Annotated in this window: 16 protein-coding genes; 15 read left to right on the top strand and 1 reads right to left on the bottom strand. The window is 70.4% G+C overall.

Annotated features, from left to right (window positions below):
• The first annotated feature begins 5 nt into the window (after positions 1–5).
• Genes narJ through IB278_RS23180 form a run of 8 tightly spaced genes read left to right on the top strand, consistent with a single transcriptional unit; the run spans position 6 to position 8163 of the window.
• Positions 6–689, top strand: coding sequence for a nitrate reductase molybdenum cofactor assembly chaperone (narJ, locus tag IB278_RS23145; RefSeq protein WP_192325609.1), 684 nt, complete (start codon positions 6–8; stop codon positions 687–689).
• Positions 686–1480 (top strand): respiratory nitrate reductase subunit gamma, encoded by a 795-nt coding sequence (gene narI, locus IB278_RS23150; protein WP_192325611.1) that lies wholly within the window; start codon positions 686–688, stop codon positions 1478–1480. Before narJ ends, narI begins: the two co-directional genes overlap by 4 nt.
• Positions 1477–2364 carry a peptidylprolyl isomerase gene (locus tag IB278_RS23155; protein ID WP_318646695.1) on the top strand — a complete coding sequence of 296 codons (888 nt, stop codon included), beginning with the start codon at positions 1477–1479 and terminating at the stop codon, positions 2362–2364. Before narI ends, IB278_RS23155 begins: the two co-directional genes overlap by 4 nt.
• Complete coding sequence (locus IB278_RS23160; protein WP_145744227.1) at positions 2361–3041, top strand: carbonic anhydrase; 681 nt, start codon at positions 2361–2363, stop codon at positions 3039–3041. Before IB278_RS23155 ends, IB278_RS23160 begins: the two co-directional genes overlap by 4 nt.
• On the top strand, positions 3025–4257 hold the full coding sequence (locus tag IB278_RS23165; protein ID WP_192325613.1) for an NAD(P)H-dependent flavin oxidoreductase: 1233 nt from the start codon (positions 3025–3027) through the stop codon (positions 4255–4257). The genes IB278_RS23160 and IB278_RS23165 overlap by 17 nt, the downstream gene beginning before the upstream one ends.
• Entirely contained in the window at positions 4254–6656 is a 2403-nt protein-coding gene (locus tag IB278_RS23170; RefSeq protein WP_192325615.1) for an adenosylcobalamin-dependent ribonucleoside-diphosphate reductase, read from the top strand. The genes IB278_RS23165 and IB278_RS23170 overlap by 4 nt, the downstream gene beginning before the upstream one ends.
• Positions 6653–7291 (top strand): nitroreductase, encoded by a 639-nt coding sequence (locus IB278_RS23175; RefSeq protein WP_192325617.1) that lies wholly within the window; start codon positions 6653–6655, stop codon positions 7289–7291. Before IB278_RS23170 ends, IB278_RS23175 begins: the two co-directional genes overlap by 4 nt.
• Positions 7291–8163, top strand: a complete 873-nt coding sequence (locus IB278_RS23180) for an acyltransferase (RefSeq protein ID WP_192325619.1) — start codon at positions 7291–7293, stop codon at positions 8161–8163. The genes IB278_RS23175 and IB278_RS23180 overlap by 1 nt, the downstream gene beginning before the upstream one ends.
• Positions 8164–8175: 12 nt before the next feature.
• On the opposite strand, the gene IB278_RS23185 is transcribed toward IB278_RS23180, so the two are convergent.
• Positions 8176–8589: a ribonucleotide reductase subunit alpha gene (locus tag IB278_RS23185; RefSeq protein ID WP_192325621.1), complete on the bottom strand. Its 414-nt coding sequence runs from the start codon at positions 8587–8589 to the stop codon at positions 8176–8178.
• Between the two features lie 129 nt (positions 8590–8718).
• On the opposite strand from IB278_RS23185, the gene IB278_RS23190 reads away from it, so the two are divergent.
• The 7 genes from IB278_RS23190 to IB278_RS23220 all read left to right on the top strand — a co-directional run bounded on the left by IB278_RS23190 (position 8719) and on the right by IB278_RS23220 (position 14856).
• Complete coding sequence (locus IB278_RS23190) at positions 8719–9015, top strand: DUF2249 domain-containing protein (RefSeq protein WP_145744220.1); 297 nt, start codon at positions 8719–8721, stop codon at positions 9013–9015.
• A gap of 35 nt (positions 9016–9050) precedes the next feature.
• Entirely contained in the window at positions 9051–11372 is a 2322-nt protein-coding gene (locus IB278_RS23195; protein ID WP_192325623.1) for a nitric-oxide reductase large subunit, read from the top strand.
• Between the two features lie 18 nt (positions 11373–11390).
• Positions 11391–11858, top strand: coding sequence for an Rrf2 family transcriptional regulator (locus IB278_RS23200; RefSeq protein ID WP_192325625.1), 468 nt, complete (start codon positions 11391–11393; stop codon positions 11856–11858).
• On the top strand, positions 11855–12211 hold the full coding sequence (locus tag IB278_RS23205) for a metal-sulfur cluster assembly factor (RefSeq protein ID WP_192325627.1): 357 nt from the start codon (positions 11855–11857) through the stop codon (positions 12209–12211). Before IB278_RS23200 ends, IB278_RS23205 begins: the two co-directional genes overlap by 4 nt.
• Before the next feature lie 23 nt (positions 12212–12234).
• A complete protein-coding gene (locus IB278_RS23210) occupies positions 12235–13368 on the top strand; it encodes a hypothetical protein (protein WP_192325629.1) in 1134 nt (377 codons plus the stop codon).
• Entirely contained in the window at positions 13368–14567 is a 1200-nt protein-coding gene (locus tag IB278_RS23215; RefSeq protein ID WP_192325807.1) for an NnrS family protein, read from the top strand. Before IB278_RS23210 ends, IB278_RS23215 begins: the two co-directional genes overlap by 1 nt.
• Positions 14568–14664: 97 nt before the next feature.
• On the top strand, positions 14665–14856 hold the full coding sequence (locus IB278_RS23220) for a DUF2892 domain-containing protein (RefSeq protein WP_192325631.1): 192 nt from the start codon (positions 14665–14667) through the stop codon (positions 14854–14856).
• Positions 14857–14865: the final 9 nt, after the last annotated feature.

Raw genomic sequence — 14865 nt, forward strand, 5'->3', positions numbered from 1 at the left:
CCACGATGAAAACCCAACGCCACACCCTTCGCGCACTCGCGCTGCTGCTCGGCTATCCCGATGCGCAGGCGCGCGCCCTGATGCCCCAGTTGGCCGATGCGATGGACGCCGAGGCGGCGCTGTCGCCGGCGCGCCGCAAGGAGTTGCGGGCACTGGCCCGCGCGCTGGTCTCGGTCGATCCGATCGAAGCCGAGACGCAGTTCGTGGAACTGTTCGACCGCGGCCGCAGCACCTCGCTGCACCTCTTCGAGCATGTGCACGGCGACTCGCGCGAGCGCGGCCCGGCGATGATCGACCTGGCCCAGACCTACGAGAAATGCGGGCTGCTGCTCGGTCCGCACGAAGTGCCCGACCACCTGTGCGTGGTGCTCGAGTTCGCTTCGACGCAGCCGCCGGCGGTGGCGCGTGCGTTCCTGGGCGAGATGGCGCACATCCTTGCGTCCATCTTCAGCGCGCTGCGCAAGCGCGAGAGCGCCTATGCGAGCGTGCTGGCGGCGGTCATCGAGCTGGCCGGCCACAAGGCCGAAGCGGTGGCGGTGGCCGACGACCAGCCGCTCGACGAAAGCTGGGCCGAACCCATCGTCTTCGATGGCTGCAGCACCCAGGGCCAGGCACGGCCCGGCGATGCGCAGCCCATCCACATCGTTCGCAAGGCGGCAGCGGCCGCCGCCAGTGGAGCCCCCGTATGAATGCCCTCAACAATTTCCTCTTCGGCATCTACCCGTACATCTGCCTGAGCGTTTTCTTCATCGGCAGCCTGATCCGGTTCGACCGCGACCAGTACACCTGGAAGAGCGACTCCTCGCAGCTCTTGCGCGCCGGCCAGCTGCGCTGGGGCAGCAACCTGTTCCACGTGGGCGTGCTGTTCCTGTTCTTCGGCCACAGCGTCGGCATGCTGACGCCGCACTTCCTGTACGAGCCCTTCATCGGTGCCGGCAGCAAGCAGCTGATGGCGATGATCTCGGGCGGCATTGCCGGCCTGCTCGGCTTCATCGGCATCACGATCCTGCTGCACCGCCGGCTCGGCGACGAGCGCATCCGCCTCAACTCCAAGACCAGCGACATCGTGCTGCTGGTCCTGCTGTGGCTGCAGCTGGCGCTGGGCCTGGCCACCATTCCGCTGTCGGCCCGGCATCTGGACGGCAGCATGATGGTGCTGCTGGCCGAATGGGCGCAGCGCATCGTCACCTTCCGCGGCGGCGCGGTGGAACTGCTGGACAGCGCGAGCTGGGTGTTCAAGGCCCACATGTTCCTCGGCATGTCGATCTTCCTGATCTTCCCGTTCACGCGGCTGGTGCACGTCTGGAGTGGCTTCGCCACGGTGGGATACGTGTTCCGGCCCTACCAGGTGGTGCGCAGCCGCCGCGCGCTGGCACCGCGCAAGCCGGCCTCGGCAGCCGCTCCGAGTGCCGCGCCTCATTCGCCGCCGAAGACGGCGCCGGCCGGGGCCGTGGCCAAGTCGACGGGGGTGGCATCGTGAGCGCCGGCGGATGCGGCGGCGGCGCCTGCCAGTGCCGCGAAACCGCGGCGCCCGTGCCGGCTTCAACCCCGGTGGCCGTCGAGGCGGCAGCGACCGAGGCCGCTGCGATCGAGACCGCATGCGCGGCGATCAACGGCGTCGCCCTGCACCTGCCGGGCGAACGTCCGGACGAATACAGCCTGCGCGAGCTGGCCTGGGCCGAGCTGCTGCGGCAGGAGGCCGTCGCACGCCGGCTGCTGCCGCCTTCGGATGCGCGCCTGGCACCACGGCTGGGCATCGGCGAGCAGGCGGTGATCCAGCAGATGCTCGACGACGAGATCGAGGTGCCCGCGGCCAGCGAGGACGAATGCCGCCGCTACTACACGGCGCGAAGCGCGCACTTCGCCATCGGCCGCCGCGTGCATGCACGCCACATCCTGTTTGCGGTGACGGACGGCATCAACGTCGCGGCGCTGGCCGCGCGCGCCGAGCAGGCCCTCCTCGAACTGCGCCACAGGGATGCCGCTCCCACCCGCTTCGCCGAACTCGCGCAGACGCTGTCGAACTGCCCGAGCGGTGCCGAGGGCGGCGACCTCGGCTGGATCGGCCCGGACGATTGCGCCGACGAGCTCACGGCCGAGCTGTTCCACAACACCGAACGGCTCGACGCGCTGGGCCTGCATCCGCGCCTGGTCCACAGCCGCTACGGCTTCCACATCGTCGAAGTGCTCGCGCGCGACCCCGGGCGCCAGCAATCGTTCGAAGAGGTGAGCCAGCGCATCGCGGTGCAGCTCGCCCAGCAGTCGCGCGCCAAGGCCCTGCACCAGTACATGCAGCTGCTGGCCGGCCGCGCCGAGGTGAGCGGCCTGGTCCTCGAAGGCGCGGACTCCCCGCTGGTGCAATGACCGCACAGGAACCGGACGACCTGCTCTTGCGTCTGCGCAGGTTCCGGTCCGACTATTTCCCACGGCACCAGCAACGCTTCCAGGACCTGGTCGCCGAAGGCCAGCATCCGAAGACGCTCTTCATCGGCTGCTCGGATTCGCGGCTGATGCCCTACCTGCTGACCGGCACCGGTCCCGGCGAGCTCTTCATCATCCGCAACGTCGGCGCCTTCGTGCCGCCCTGCGACGGAACGCACGGGTTGCATGGCACGGTGGCCGCGATCGAATTCGCGCTGCTCGAACTGAAGGTCGAGCGCATCGTCGTGTGCGGCCACAGCCACTGCGGCGCGATCCGCGCGGCTTACGAAGGCGTGGCGGACGAAGCGGTGGCGCTCAAGTCATGGCTGCGGCTGGCCGACGAGGCCCTGCTGCCGGTGCGTCCCAGCCCCGCCGCGCTGCGCCGCAGCGAACAGCGCGCAGTCGTGCTGCAGCTCGAGCGCCTGATGGACTACCCGATGGTGCGCAGCCGCGTCGAGCGCAACGCGCTCACGCTGCATGGCTGGCACTACGTGATCGAGGAAGGCGAAGTTCATGTGTTCGACGCACAGGCGGGCGACTTCCTGCCGGCCTCGCTCGCCTCCAACGCCGGTACCGGCCCCTATCAACCTTATGTGGAACATGATGGATCGATCCTCTGACGAGACAGCAACCGCCCTGCAAGCGCTTTCGCGCGATTCGGGCCTGCGCAACTGGCGCCTCAAGGGCGTCGAACGCCTCCCCGTCATCCAGGGCGGCATGGGTGTCGGCGTGTCGGCCGGCGGGCTCGCCGGCACGGTCGCCGGGCTGGGCGGCATGGGCACGATCTCCGCCGTCGACCTGCGCCGGCTGCATCCCGACCTGATGGCGCTCACGGCCCACCTGAATGCGGAGTCGGACGCCGGGCAGCGCATCGATGCCGCCAACCTCGAGGCGCTGGGCCGCGAGATCGCGCGTGCACGCGAGCTCTCCGGCGGGCGCGGCCTCGTGGCCGTGAACGTGATGAAGGCGCTGACCGCCTACGAGGCCTACCTGCGCCATGCCATGGCCTGCGGCATCGACGCGCTGGTGGTGGGCGCGGGCCTGCCGCTGGACCTGCCCGAACTCGCGCGCGACCATCCCGAGGTGGCGCTCATCCCCATCCTCTCGGACGCGCGCGGCGTGCAGCTGGTGGTGCGCAAGTGGGAGAAGAAGGGGCGCCTGCCCGACGCCATCGTGATCGAGCATCCGCGGCTGGCGGGTGGCCACCTGGGCGCCTCCAAGGTCGCCGACCTGCAGGACCCGCGCTTCGACTTCGACGTCGCCATTCCGCAGGTGCTCGAGTTCTTCAGGACGGCCGGCATCGAGGGCCGCATTCCCCTCATTGCGGCCGGCGGCATCGGCAGCCTGGAAGACATCCGGCGCCTGCAGGGCATCGGCGCTTCGGCGGTGCAGCTGGGCACCGCCTTCGCTGTGACCACCGAATGCGATGCGAACCCGGCCTTCAAGAAGGTGCTGGCCGACGCCCAGCCCGCCGACATCGTCGAGTTCGTCAGCACGGCGGGCCTGCCCGCACGCGCGGTGCGCACGCCGTGGCTCGACAAGTACCTGCGGCTGGAGCCGCGGCTGCAGCACAAGGCGCACAAGAAGGAAAGCTGCACCATGCGCTTCGACTGCCTGGCGCACTGCGGCCTGCGCGACGGCACCCCGAGCTGGGGCCAGTTCTGCATCGACAAGACACTGGGGCACGCACTGGAAGGCCACCTCGACCGCGGCCTGTTCTTCCGCGGCGCGGGGGCGCTGCCGTTCGGCAGCGAGATCCGCCCCGTGCGCGACCTGATGCGATGGCTGCTCGGCGGCATCCGCCCCGCCATCCCGACGGGGGGAGCCGCGGCATGAAGCGCGAGGACGCCAGGATGGAACCACTGCCCGTGCAACCCATCAGCCGCGACGTGCTGCGGGAAAAATACCTCAAGCCGGGCGAAGCCGATGTCGAGGATCTGTTCGCGCGCGTGGCGCGTGCGCTGGCCTCGGTCGAGGCCGAAGGCGAGCGCGCTCAGTGGGAAGCGCGCTTTCTCGGCAACCTGCGCGCCGGCGCGATCGGCGCCGGCCGCATCATGAGCGCCGCCGGCACCGAGCTGGAGGCCACGCTGATCAACTGCTTCGTGCAGCCGGTGGGCGACTGCATCCAGGGCCAGGACGCCGGAGGCTATGCGGGCATCTACGAGGCGCTGCGCGAAGCCGCCGAAACCATGCGCCGCGGCGGCGGCGTCGGCTACGACTTCTCGCGCATCCGGCCGCGCGGCGCGCAGGTGCGCACCACCGCCTCCACCGCATCGGGCCCGTGCAGCTACATCGACGTGTTCGACCGCTCCTGCGCCACGGTGGAGAGCGCGGGCGCGCGGCGCGGCGCACAGATGGGCGTGCTGCGCATCGACCACCCCGACGTGCTGGACTTCATCACGGCCAAGCGCACCCCCGGGCGCTGGAACAACTTCAATGTGTCGGTGGCGGTGACCGACAAGTTCATGCACGCCCTCGCGAACGACGAGGAATGGCCGCTGGTGCACAGCGCCAGGCCGGGCGCCGAACTGATCGCGCGCGGCGCGGCCCAGGCCAGCGATGGCAGCTGGGTCTACCGCAGCCTGCCGGCGCGGGATCTGTGGGACCTGGTGATGCGCTCGACCTACGACTTCGCCGAGCCCGGGATCCTGTTCACCGACACCATCAACAACGACAACAACCTGCGCTACTGCGAGCACATCGAGGCGACCAACCCCTGCGGCGAGCAGCCGCTGCCGCCGTACGGATGCTGCGACCTCGGGCCGATCGTGCTGACGCGCTTCGTGGACCATCCCTTCGGCATCGGCGGTGCGGCGCACTTCGATTTCGCGCGCTTCGGCGAAGCCGCGGCGCTGCAGGTGCGGGCGCTCGACAACGTGCTGGACCTCACCTTCTGGCCTCTGCCCCAGCAGCGCGCCGAGGCCATGGCCAAGCGCCGCATCGGCGTGGGCTTCACGGGCCTGGGTGACACGCTTGCCATGCTGTGCCTGCGCTACGACCAGCCCGAGGGCCGGGCCATGGCGGTGCGCATCGCGCGCTGCCTGCGGGACGCCGCCTACGCCGCCTCGGTGGCGCTGGCGCGCGAGAAAGGCGCCTTCCCGCTGTTCGACGCGGAGCGCTACCTGGCGCAAGGCACCTTCGCCAGCCGCCTGGACCCGGCGCTGCAGGAACAGATCCGCATGCACGGCATCCGCAACAGCCACCTGGTCTCGATCGCGCCGACGGGCACCGTGAGCCTGGCGTTCGCCGACAACGCCTCGAACGGCATCGAGCCGGCGTTCTCCTGGACCTACCGGCGCAAGAAGCGCGAGGCCGACGGCAGCACCTCCGAGTACGACGTCGAGGACCACGCTTGGCGGCTGTACCGCTTCCTGGGCGGGGATACCGAGCAGTTGCCGGCGTACTTCGTCTCGGCCCAGTCGATGCCCGCGGCCGGCCACCTGGCCATGATGGAGGCGGTGCAGCCCTTCGTCGACACCGCCATTTCGAAGACGGTGAACGTGCCCGCCGACTATCCCTACGAGGACTTCAAGGGCCTCTACCTGCAGGCCTGGACCGCCCGCCTCAAGGGCCTGGCCACCTACCGGCCCAACAGCGTCCTGGGATCCGTGCTGGAGCTCACGCCGGCAGCGCCGCCGGAGGCCCGTCCCGCCGCCGACAGCGTGGCGGCCGATCCGATGCGCGCGATGATCGAGAGCCGACCGAAGGGCGCCCTGAACGCCGTCGCCGAGAAGATCGAGTACTGGACGCAGCAGGGGCGGCAGACGCTCTACCTGGTGGTGTCGTTCCTGCCGCTGGCCGACGGCCGCGAGCGGGCCGTGGAATTCTTCATGCCGGTGGGCCAAAGCGGCGAATCCCAGCAATGGATCACCGCGAGCATGCGGCTGCTGTCGCTCGCCGCGCGCGGCGGCTTTCTCGAACGCGCGCTGGCCGACATGCGCAAGGTCGCCTGGGACCGGGGGCCGGTGCGCCTGGGCCACCACCTGAAGGCCGACGGCACCCAGGTGCCCATGTGGCACGACTCCGAAGTGGGCGCCATCGCCTATGCGATCCAGCAGCTGATCGCGCGCCGCAGCGGCCAGGCGAGCGCGGCGCCGGACGCGCCGGCACCCTCCGTGGCCGCCCCTGTCCCGATGGTGGGGGCCAAGTGCCCCGAATGCGGCGCCCACGCCATGATCCGCAAGGACGGCTGCGACTACTGCACGCAGTGCGGACACCTGGGAAGCTGCGGATGAGCCCGGCCGCCGGCGTTCCGGCCGATTCGCCCATGACCGCGCGGCAGCTGGCCGCGCTCCTGCACGCGCGCCGCACCGTCCTGCCCAAGCGGCTCGGTGCGCCGGGGCCCGATGGTGCCGAGCTCGAGCAGATCCTCGGCGCCGCCGCCTCGGCCCCGGACCATGGCGGCCTGGTGCCATGGCGCTTCGTCATCGTTCCGCCGCCGCAGCGCGAGCGGCTCGCCGAAGTGTTCGCGCAGGCCCTGCTGCAGCGCGACGCCGCCGCCACGCCCGCGCAGCAGGGCCAGGCGCGCGAGAAGGCCTTTCGCGCGCCGCTGCTGATGCTCGCGGTCGCACGGATGGGCCCCGGCAACGAGGAGATCCCGGCCACCGAGCGCATCCTGTCGGCCGGATGCGCCATCCAGAACATGCTGCTGGCCGCCACCGCCCTGGGCTACGGCTCGGCGCTGACCACCGGCAAGGCGCTGCAGTCGGACGAACTGCGCGCCCTGTTCGCGCTCGACCGGCACGACGAGCCGCTGTGCTTCATCAGCGTGGGCTCGGTGACGGTCCAGAAGGCCGGTCCCGCGCGGCCCGCGCTCGAGCGCTATGTCAGCGAACTGGGCTGCGTGCCACAGCTTCCTCCGTGCGACTGATGCATTCCGTGCACGGTGCGCTCAACGGGCTGCTGCTCGGCCTGAACACGCTGCTCGCATTCACGCTGATGGTGCCGCCGGCATTGGTCAAGCTGCTGGTGCCGGCCGACCGCGTGCGCACCGGCTGCGACCGGGTACTGAACCGGCTGGCCGGCGGCTGGGTCGCCGTCAACAACGCCTGGATCGCACGCGCGTGCCCCGCGCCATGGCAGATCCGGGGCATCGAGGGCCTCGACCCCCGCGGCTGGTACCTGGTGTCGAGCAACCACCAGAGCTGGGTCGACATCCTGGTGCTGCAGCGCGTCTTCCACGGGCGCATTCCCTTCCTCAAGTTCTTCCTCAAGCGCGAGCTCATCTGGGTGCCGGTGATCGGGCTGGCCTGGTGGGCGCTCGACTTTCCGTTCATGAAGCGCGGCCGCGGCACCGGTCGCGCCGACCTTGCGACCACCCGGCGTTCCTGCGAGAAGTTCAGGCGCGTGCCGACAGCCGTCATCAACTTCGTCGAGGGCACGCGCTTCACTACGGCCAAGCATGCCGCGCAGAACAGCAGCTACCGCCATCTGCTCGAGCCCCGCTCCGGCGGCCTTGGCGTGGCGCTGGCCACGATGGGCGAGCAGTTCGAGGCGATGCTCGACGTGACCATCGTCTACCCCGAGGGGACGCCGAGCTTCTGGGCGCTCTTGTGCGGCGGCGTGCGGGCCGTGGCGGTCGATGTCCGCCAGCGCGCCATACCACCCCATCTGCTGGGCACGGATCCGTCGGGCGACAAGGCGCGCCGCGCGCACACCCGCAAGTGGATCGAGGCCCAGTGGCAGGACAAGGACCGCCTGATCCAGGAGCGGCTGGCGGCGCGCCGCGGCGTTCGAAAGTAGCCGGGGGACACCTCAGCCGAATCGCAGCGGCCGGCCCTCGGTGTCGAGCGCGAGATAGTCGCCGAAGGCACCGCTTCGCACGCCCTCGACCATGGCCTCGAGCGCGCTGTCGATGCGTTCGGGCGAGGGCGGCTGGCCGTTGGCGCCCGACAGGCCGGCCGCGAACATCACGCGCCAGGGCAGGCTTACGCGGCGCGATTCGGCCACCAGTGCGGCAAAGGTGCTGAGTTCCGGCAGGCTTTTTTCAACGCAGGCCACGGGCGTCAGCGAACCGCCCTGCCCCGCCTCGAAGCGGGCGCGCTGCGCCGCATCGGCATCGCCGGGCAAATCGGCTTCGGCGAACACGAACAGCAGACGCTGGGGCTCGGGCTGGGCCGCCGCGGCCTGCAGCAGCTGGTCGAAAAGAGAGGATGAGGAAGAAGGCATGCCGTGAGCGTCGCCGCTGCCTTCGCTCCCGATGTTGATGCAGATCAAGCTGCGCCGCACACGCCTTCCTAGCATAGGTGCATCTGAAATACACCTTTCGAGCCTCGTCGCTCCCAGCAGGAAAAATCCATGAAATCTGCAGCTTCCTCCTCGTCCGTGATCGATGTCCGCAGGCTCGAGCCGCGCTTTCGCCACGCGCACATCTTCTCCACCTTTGCCGCCCTGGACGTCGGCCACGCGATCGAACTGGTGAACGATCACGATCCCCAGCCGCTGTATGCGCAGTTCCAGTCGCAATGGCCCGACCGGTTCGCATGGAACTACCTCGAGGCGGGCCCCTCGGTCTGGCGCGTGGCCATCACCAAGGTGCCGGCTTTCGACGCACACGCGAGCGGCGGCTGCTGCGGCGGATGCGGCGGCGCCTGAGCACCATCGATCCGAATTCCGAAGAAGGAAACATCATGAGCAACAACAACCGGCTGTGGCGCTGGCTGGCCTTCATCTTCGTGCTGTCGTTCGGCGCGCTCGGCTACCTGGGCGTGCAGATCTACCTGACCGCGCCGCCGATCCCGAGCGCGGTCACCAGTTCCGACGGCGAGGTCGTCTTCACCGGCGAGCAGATCCAGCGCGGCCAGCAGGTCTGGCTGTCGACCGGCGGGCAGCAGCTGGGCTCCGTGTGGGGCCACGGCAGCTACGTCGCGCCCGACTGGTCCGCCGACTGGCTGCACCGCGAGGCCGTGGCGCTGCGCAACCGCCACGCCCAGGCCTTTCGCAAGGACTTCGATGCGCTGAGCCCGGCGGACCGCGGCGCGCTCGCGGCCACCGTGGTCGAGCAGATGCGGCGCAACACCTACGACGCCGCCAGCGGCGTGATCACCGTCCCGGCCGACCGCGCGCAGGCGATCCGGGAGGTGGCGGCCCACTACGAGGCGCTGTTCGGCGACGACCGCGCGCTCGCCACGCTGCGCGACCAGTACGCGATGACGGCGGGCACGCTGCCCGAGCGCGCCGACCGCCAGGCACTCACCGCCTTCTTCTTCTGGACTTCATGGGCCGCCGCCACCGACCGCCCCGGGGAAACGGGCCTGAGCTACACCAGCAACTGGCCGCACGAGCCGCTGGTCGGCAACACCATGACCAGCTCGGCCGCCGTCTGGTCGATGGTGAGCATCTGCCTGCTGCTGGCGGCCATTGCGGCCATGCTGTGGCTGCACGGCAGCCGCAAGCACGAAGCCGAAGCGCAGCCGCCCAAGGCGGACCCGCTCCTCGGCGCCGTGGCAACGCCTTCCATGAAGGCCACGCGCAAGTACTTCTTCGCGGTGATCGGGCTGATGCTGCTGCAGATCGCGATGGGCGTCATCACGGCCCACTACGCGGTCGAGGGGCAGTCGTTCTTCGGGCTGCCACTGGCCGAGCTGCTCCCCTACGTGGTGAGCCGCACGGTGCACACGCAGATCGGCATCTTCTGGATCGCCACCGCTTGGCTGGCCACGGGCCTGTACATCGCGCCGCTGCTGTCGGGGCGCGAGCCCAGGCTGCAGAAGCTCGGGGTGGACGTGCTGTTCTGGGCGTTGATCGCCATCGTGGTCGGCTCCACGCTGACCGGCTGGCTCGGCACGCTGCAGCATCGCGGCGTCGACTTCAGCTTCTGGCTGGGCAACCAGGGCCTCGAATACACCAGCATGGGCCGCTTCTGGCAGGTGCTGCTGTTCGTCGGCCTGCTGTTCTGGGTCTTCCTGCTGGGCCGCGCGCTGTGGCCCGCGCTGGTCAAGCCGTCGGCATCGCGCGGCCTGATCGCGATGGTGTTCCTGTCGGCCACCTGCATCGGCGGCTTCTATTCGACCTCGCTGGTGTGGGGACAGCACACCCACTACTCGATGATCGAGTACTGGCGCTGGTGGCTGGTGCACCTCTGGGTGGAAGGCTTCTTCGAGGTGTTCGCCACCGCGGTGGTCGCGCTGATCTTCACGCGCCTGGGGCTGGTGCGCACCGAGAGCGCCAACCGCGCCATCATCGCCGAGACCATCGTGTTCCTGTTCGGCGGCATCCTCGGCACGCTGCACCACCTCTACTTCACCGGCACGCCGACCTCGGTGATCGCCGTGGGCGCCGTGTTCTCGGCGCTCGAAGTGGTGCCGCTCACGCTGATCGGCCTGGAGGCCCTGCAGACCTGGCGCCGCTCGCAGGCCATGCCCTGGCTCGCCGCCTACAAGTGGATCGTCATGTGCTTCGTGGCCGTCGGCTTCTGGAACACGATCGGCGCCGGCGTGCTCGGCTTCGCGATCAATCCGCCTGCCTCGCTCTACTACGTGCAGGGGCTCAACATGACGGCCGCCCATGGCCATGCCGCGCTCTTCGGCGTCTACGGCATGCTGGGCATCGGGCTGATGCTGTTCTGCCTGCGCGGCCTGTACGACCGCCAGCTGCATGCCGACCGGCTGCTCAGGCCCGCGTTCTGGAGCCTCAACATCGGCCTCGCGATGATGGTGTTCCTGTCGCTGCTGCCCGCCGGCATCTACCAGGCCTGGGCCAGCGTCACGCAGGGCCTGTGGTACGCGCGCTCGGCCGAGATCGTGCATTCCCGCGTGATGGAGACACTGGTGTGGATGCGGGTGCCGGGCGACATCGTCTTCGCCGTGGGCGCGGTGCTGCTCGCGGCCTATGCGCTGCGCCTGCTGCGCCGTCCGGCGGCGCAAGCCGCGCCGCAGCCATCGGTGCGCGGCAAGGGCCGAAAAGGCCCGGCCCTCCAGGCCGGCCACGTGGGCCACGCGGCCGAACGGTGACACGACGCCATTGCAGCCATGAAGCTCACCGCCTTCACCGACTACAGCCTGCGCGTGCTGATCTACCTGGCCGCGCAGCCCGAGCGCCGCGCCACCATCGGCGAGATCGCCACCGCTTTCGCGGTGTCCGAGCATCACCTGACCAAGGTGGTGCACTTCCTGGGCAAGGAGGGGTGGCTGGCCAACATCCGCGGCAAGGGCGGCGGCCTCGCGCTCGCGAAGCCGCCCGAGGCGATCAACATCGGCGACGTGGTGCGCCACACCGAGGGCGGTGCCATCGTGGAATGTTTCGGGGAAGGCGGCGGCGCGTGCCGCATCACCGGCCTGTGCCGCCTGCAGGGCGTGCTGGGCGAAGCCGTGGCGGCATTCCACGCGGTGCTGCAGCGCTACACGCTGGCCGACCTCGTTCACAACCGGGAGGCGCTGGCCACGGTGTTCCTGGCAGGCCGCATCGGCATGGCGCAAGCCGAACGGGAGGGCGCGTGAACTCGCCGGCGGACACGGCGCCGGCCGCGGCCCGCTTTCCGTACGACGGGCCGGAACATCTGCGCGCGCCGCTGGCCGCGGCGCTGTCGCGCGTCGTCGATCCGGAGATCTCGATGAACATCGTCGATGTCGGCCTGGTCTACGGCGTCATGGTGGACGCCGCGATGGCGCACGTGCGCATCACGATGACCTCTGCGGCCTGCCCGGTGATCGAGCTCATCATGGACGAGGCGGAAGCCGAGCTGGACAAGGTCGTCCCGCCCGAGCTGCAGATCCGCGTCGAGCTGGTGTGGGAGCCGCCGTGGAGCCCGGAGCGCATGAGTCCCGGCGCCAAGCGGTTCATGGGATGGTAGGCGCTGCAAGCCCCGCCGCCCGCATGGGACGGCCAACGAAGACATCGCCGGCGCGCCGCTGGATTCCGGCGCGTGCGCTGTTCGGCGCGCTGGCCGGCGTGTCGCTGGTGGCAGGCATGGCGGGCGGGCTCTGGCGGCTCGGTGTCGCCGTGCCGGACCCGCATTCCTTCACCTGGACCGGCCAGGTGCTGCTGGTGCACGCCGCATTGATGGTCTGCGGCTTCCTGGGCACCGTCATCGGCATCGAGCGCGCCGTGGCCGTCAAGCATCGCTGGGCATTCGTGGCGCCGCTGGCGTCGGGCGCCGGTGCCCTGTGCCTGGCCTTCGGGCCGCAGGCCGCCGGCGCGTGGCTCTGCGTGGCGGCGGCGGTGTTCTTCCTGGCGGTCAACGCGTTGGTCGTGTGGCGCCAGCGCGCGGCGCACACGCTGCTGCTGGCGGTCGGCGCGGCCGCGTGGGTGGTGGGCAACCTTCTGTTCGCCGCCGGCCGCGACGGCAGCGCCGTCTTCCCGTGGTGGTTCGCCTTTCTGGTCATGACCATCGCGGCCGAACGGCTCGAGATGACGCGGCTCATGCGCCGGCGCCCGGCCGCCAGCGTGACGCTGCATGCCGTGCTGGCGCTGCTGCTGGCAGGCGCCGCGTGCTCGGGCGCGGCCCCGCGCGCCGGCGGACTCGTCTACGGTGCGGCGCTTGCGCTGCTGGCCGCGTGGCTTGCGGTGTTCGACGTCGCGCGGCGCACGGTGTTCACGCGCGGCATCAGCCGCTACATGGCGGTCTGCCTGCTGGGCGGCTATGCCTGGCTCGGGATCGCGGGCGTGGCGTGGGCCGCGACCGCGCTCGGATGGCCCGCGCGCGACGCCGCGCTGCACGCGCTGGGGCTGGGCTTCGTCATCAGCATGGTGATGGGGCACGCGCCCGTCGTGCTGCCGGCCATCGCGCGCATCAAGCTGCGCTTCGGCGCCTTCTTCTACCTGCCGCTGGCGGCGCTGCACCTGTCGCTTGTCGTGCGGCTCGCGCTGGGAAGCTTCAGCGATCCGCTGCGCGCCGCCGGGGCTTCGCTCAACGCGGCCGCGATCGTCTTCTTTGCCGTCACCGTGGCCGGCGCGGCCGTCGCGTGGCGCATTCAACATGGCGCCGAGGGCGCCCGAAAGGCCAGATGATGGCAACCTTCATTCCGCTCGAACCTGCACGACCCCCGTCGATCCAGCCTCCGGCCTTTGCGCTGTGGCAGCTCGGCTTCCGCCCCTTCTACCTGCTCGCCAGCGGCTTCGCGGCACTGTCCATCGCGCTGTGGGCCATGCAGTTCGCCGGCTGGCTGCCGCGCGCCTACCTGCAGGGGCCGATGTGGCATGCGCACGAGATGCTGTTCGGCTTCGCGCTGGCCGTGATCGTCGGATTCCTCTTCACCGCGGGCCGCAACTGGTCGGACCAGCCCACGCCCACGGGGCTGCCGTTGGCGGCGCTGGCGGTGCTCTGGGTGGTGGGCCGGGTGCTCGTGCTCACGCCCTTCGCCTGGTCGGCCGCGGTGGCCAACGCGGCCTTTCCGCTGGCCTGCGCGCTGGCGCTGGCGCGCCCGCTGGTGGCCGCGCGCAACCGCCGCAACTACTTCTTCGTCGGCCTGCTGCTGTTGCTCGCGGGCGCCGCGCTCGCCTTTCACCTGTCGGCGCTCGGCGTGATCGAGGTGCCGGCGTGGCTGGGCATCCAGGTGGCGCTGGATGTGCTGCTGTTCATCATGGCCGTCATGGCGGGCCGGGTGGTGCCGATGTTCACCAACAACGGCATTTCCGGCGCCGGTGCCACGCGGCACCCGCTGGCCGAGAAGATCGCGCTGGGCTCGGTGCTCGGTCTGCTGCTGACCGACGCCGCGGGCCTGCCGCCGATCGCCATGGCCGCCATCGCGCTGCCCGCGGCGCTCGCGCATCTGGTGCGCTGGCTGCTGTGGCGGCCCTGGAAGGCTTCGGCCAACACGCTGGTGCTCGTGCTGCACGTGGCCTACGCGTGGATTCCGGTTCACCTTGCACTGCGGGCACTGGCGGTGCTGCACGGCGGGGTGCCGGCATCGCTCGCCACCCGTGCGCTGACCGTGGGCGCCGCGGGCGGGCTCATCATCGGCATGATGGTGCGCACATCGCGCGGCCACACGGGCCGGGTGCTGCGCGCCGACCAGGTCGACACCGCCTGCTTCGTGCTGGTCCTCCTCGCCGCGCTGGTCCGGGTGCTCGTGCCGCTGGCCGCACCGGCCCACACGGTCGCCGCGGTCCTTTGTTCCGCGGCGTTCTGGAGCCTGGGCTTCGGCCTGTTTGCCGTGCGCTACTGGCCCGTGCTGACGCGGGCCCGGGCGGACGGCAAGCCCGGCTGAGCGCTCTCTCCACGCGGCCGCTTGATCCACCGCAACGCGGCCCGCGTGCTCCAGATGCAGGATGCTCCATGTGGCGCTCCAGCAAAGGGACAACCGGATGTCGAACAACCTTGGAATCCTCGACCGCACCCTGCGCATCGCGTCGGGCATGCTGCTGGTCGCGCTTGCCGCGCCCGGGACCATCGAGTCCTGGGGCTACGTGGGGGTGCTGGGGTTGTTGACAGGAGTGGTCGGCATCTGCCCGGTCTATTCGATCCTCGGCGTCGATACCTGTTGGCACGGCAGGTAGGCGGATCGA

Origin of the sequence: Variovorax sp. VRV01, from assembly GCF_014852545.1 — a bacterium.
GTDB lineage: Bacteria > Pseudomonadota > Gammaproteobacteria > Burkholderiales > Burkholderiaceae_C > Variovorax > Variovorax beijingensis_A.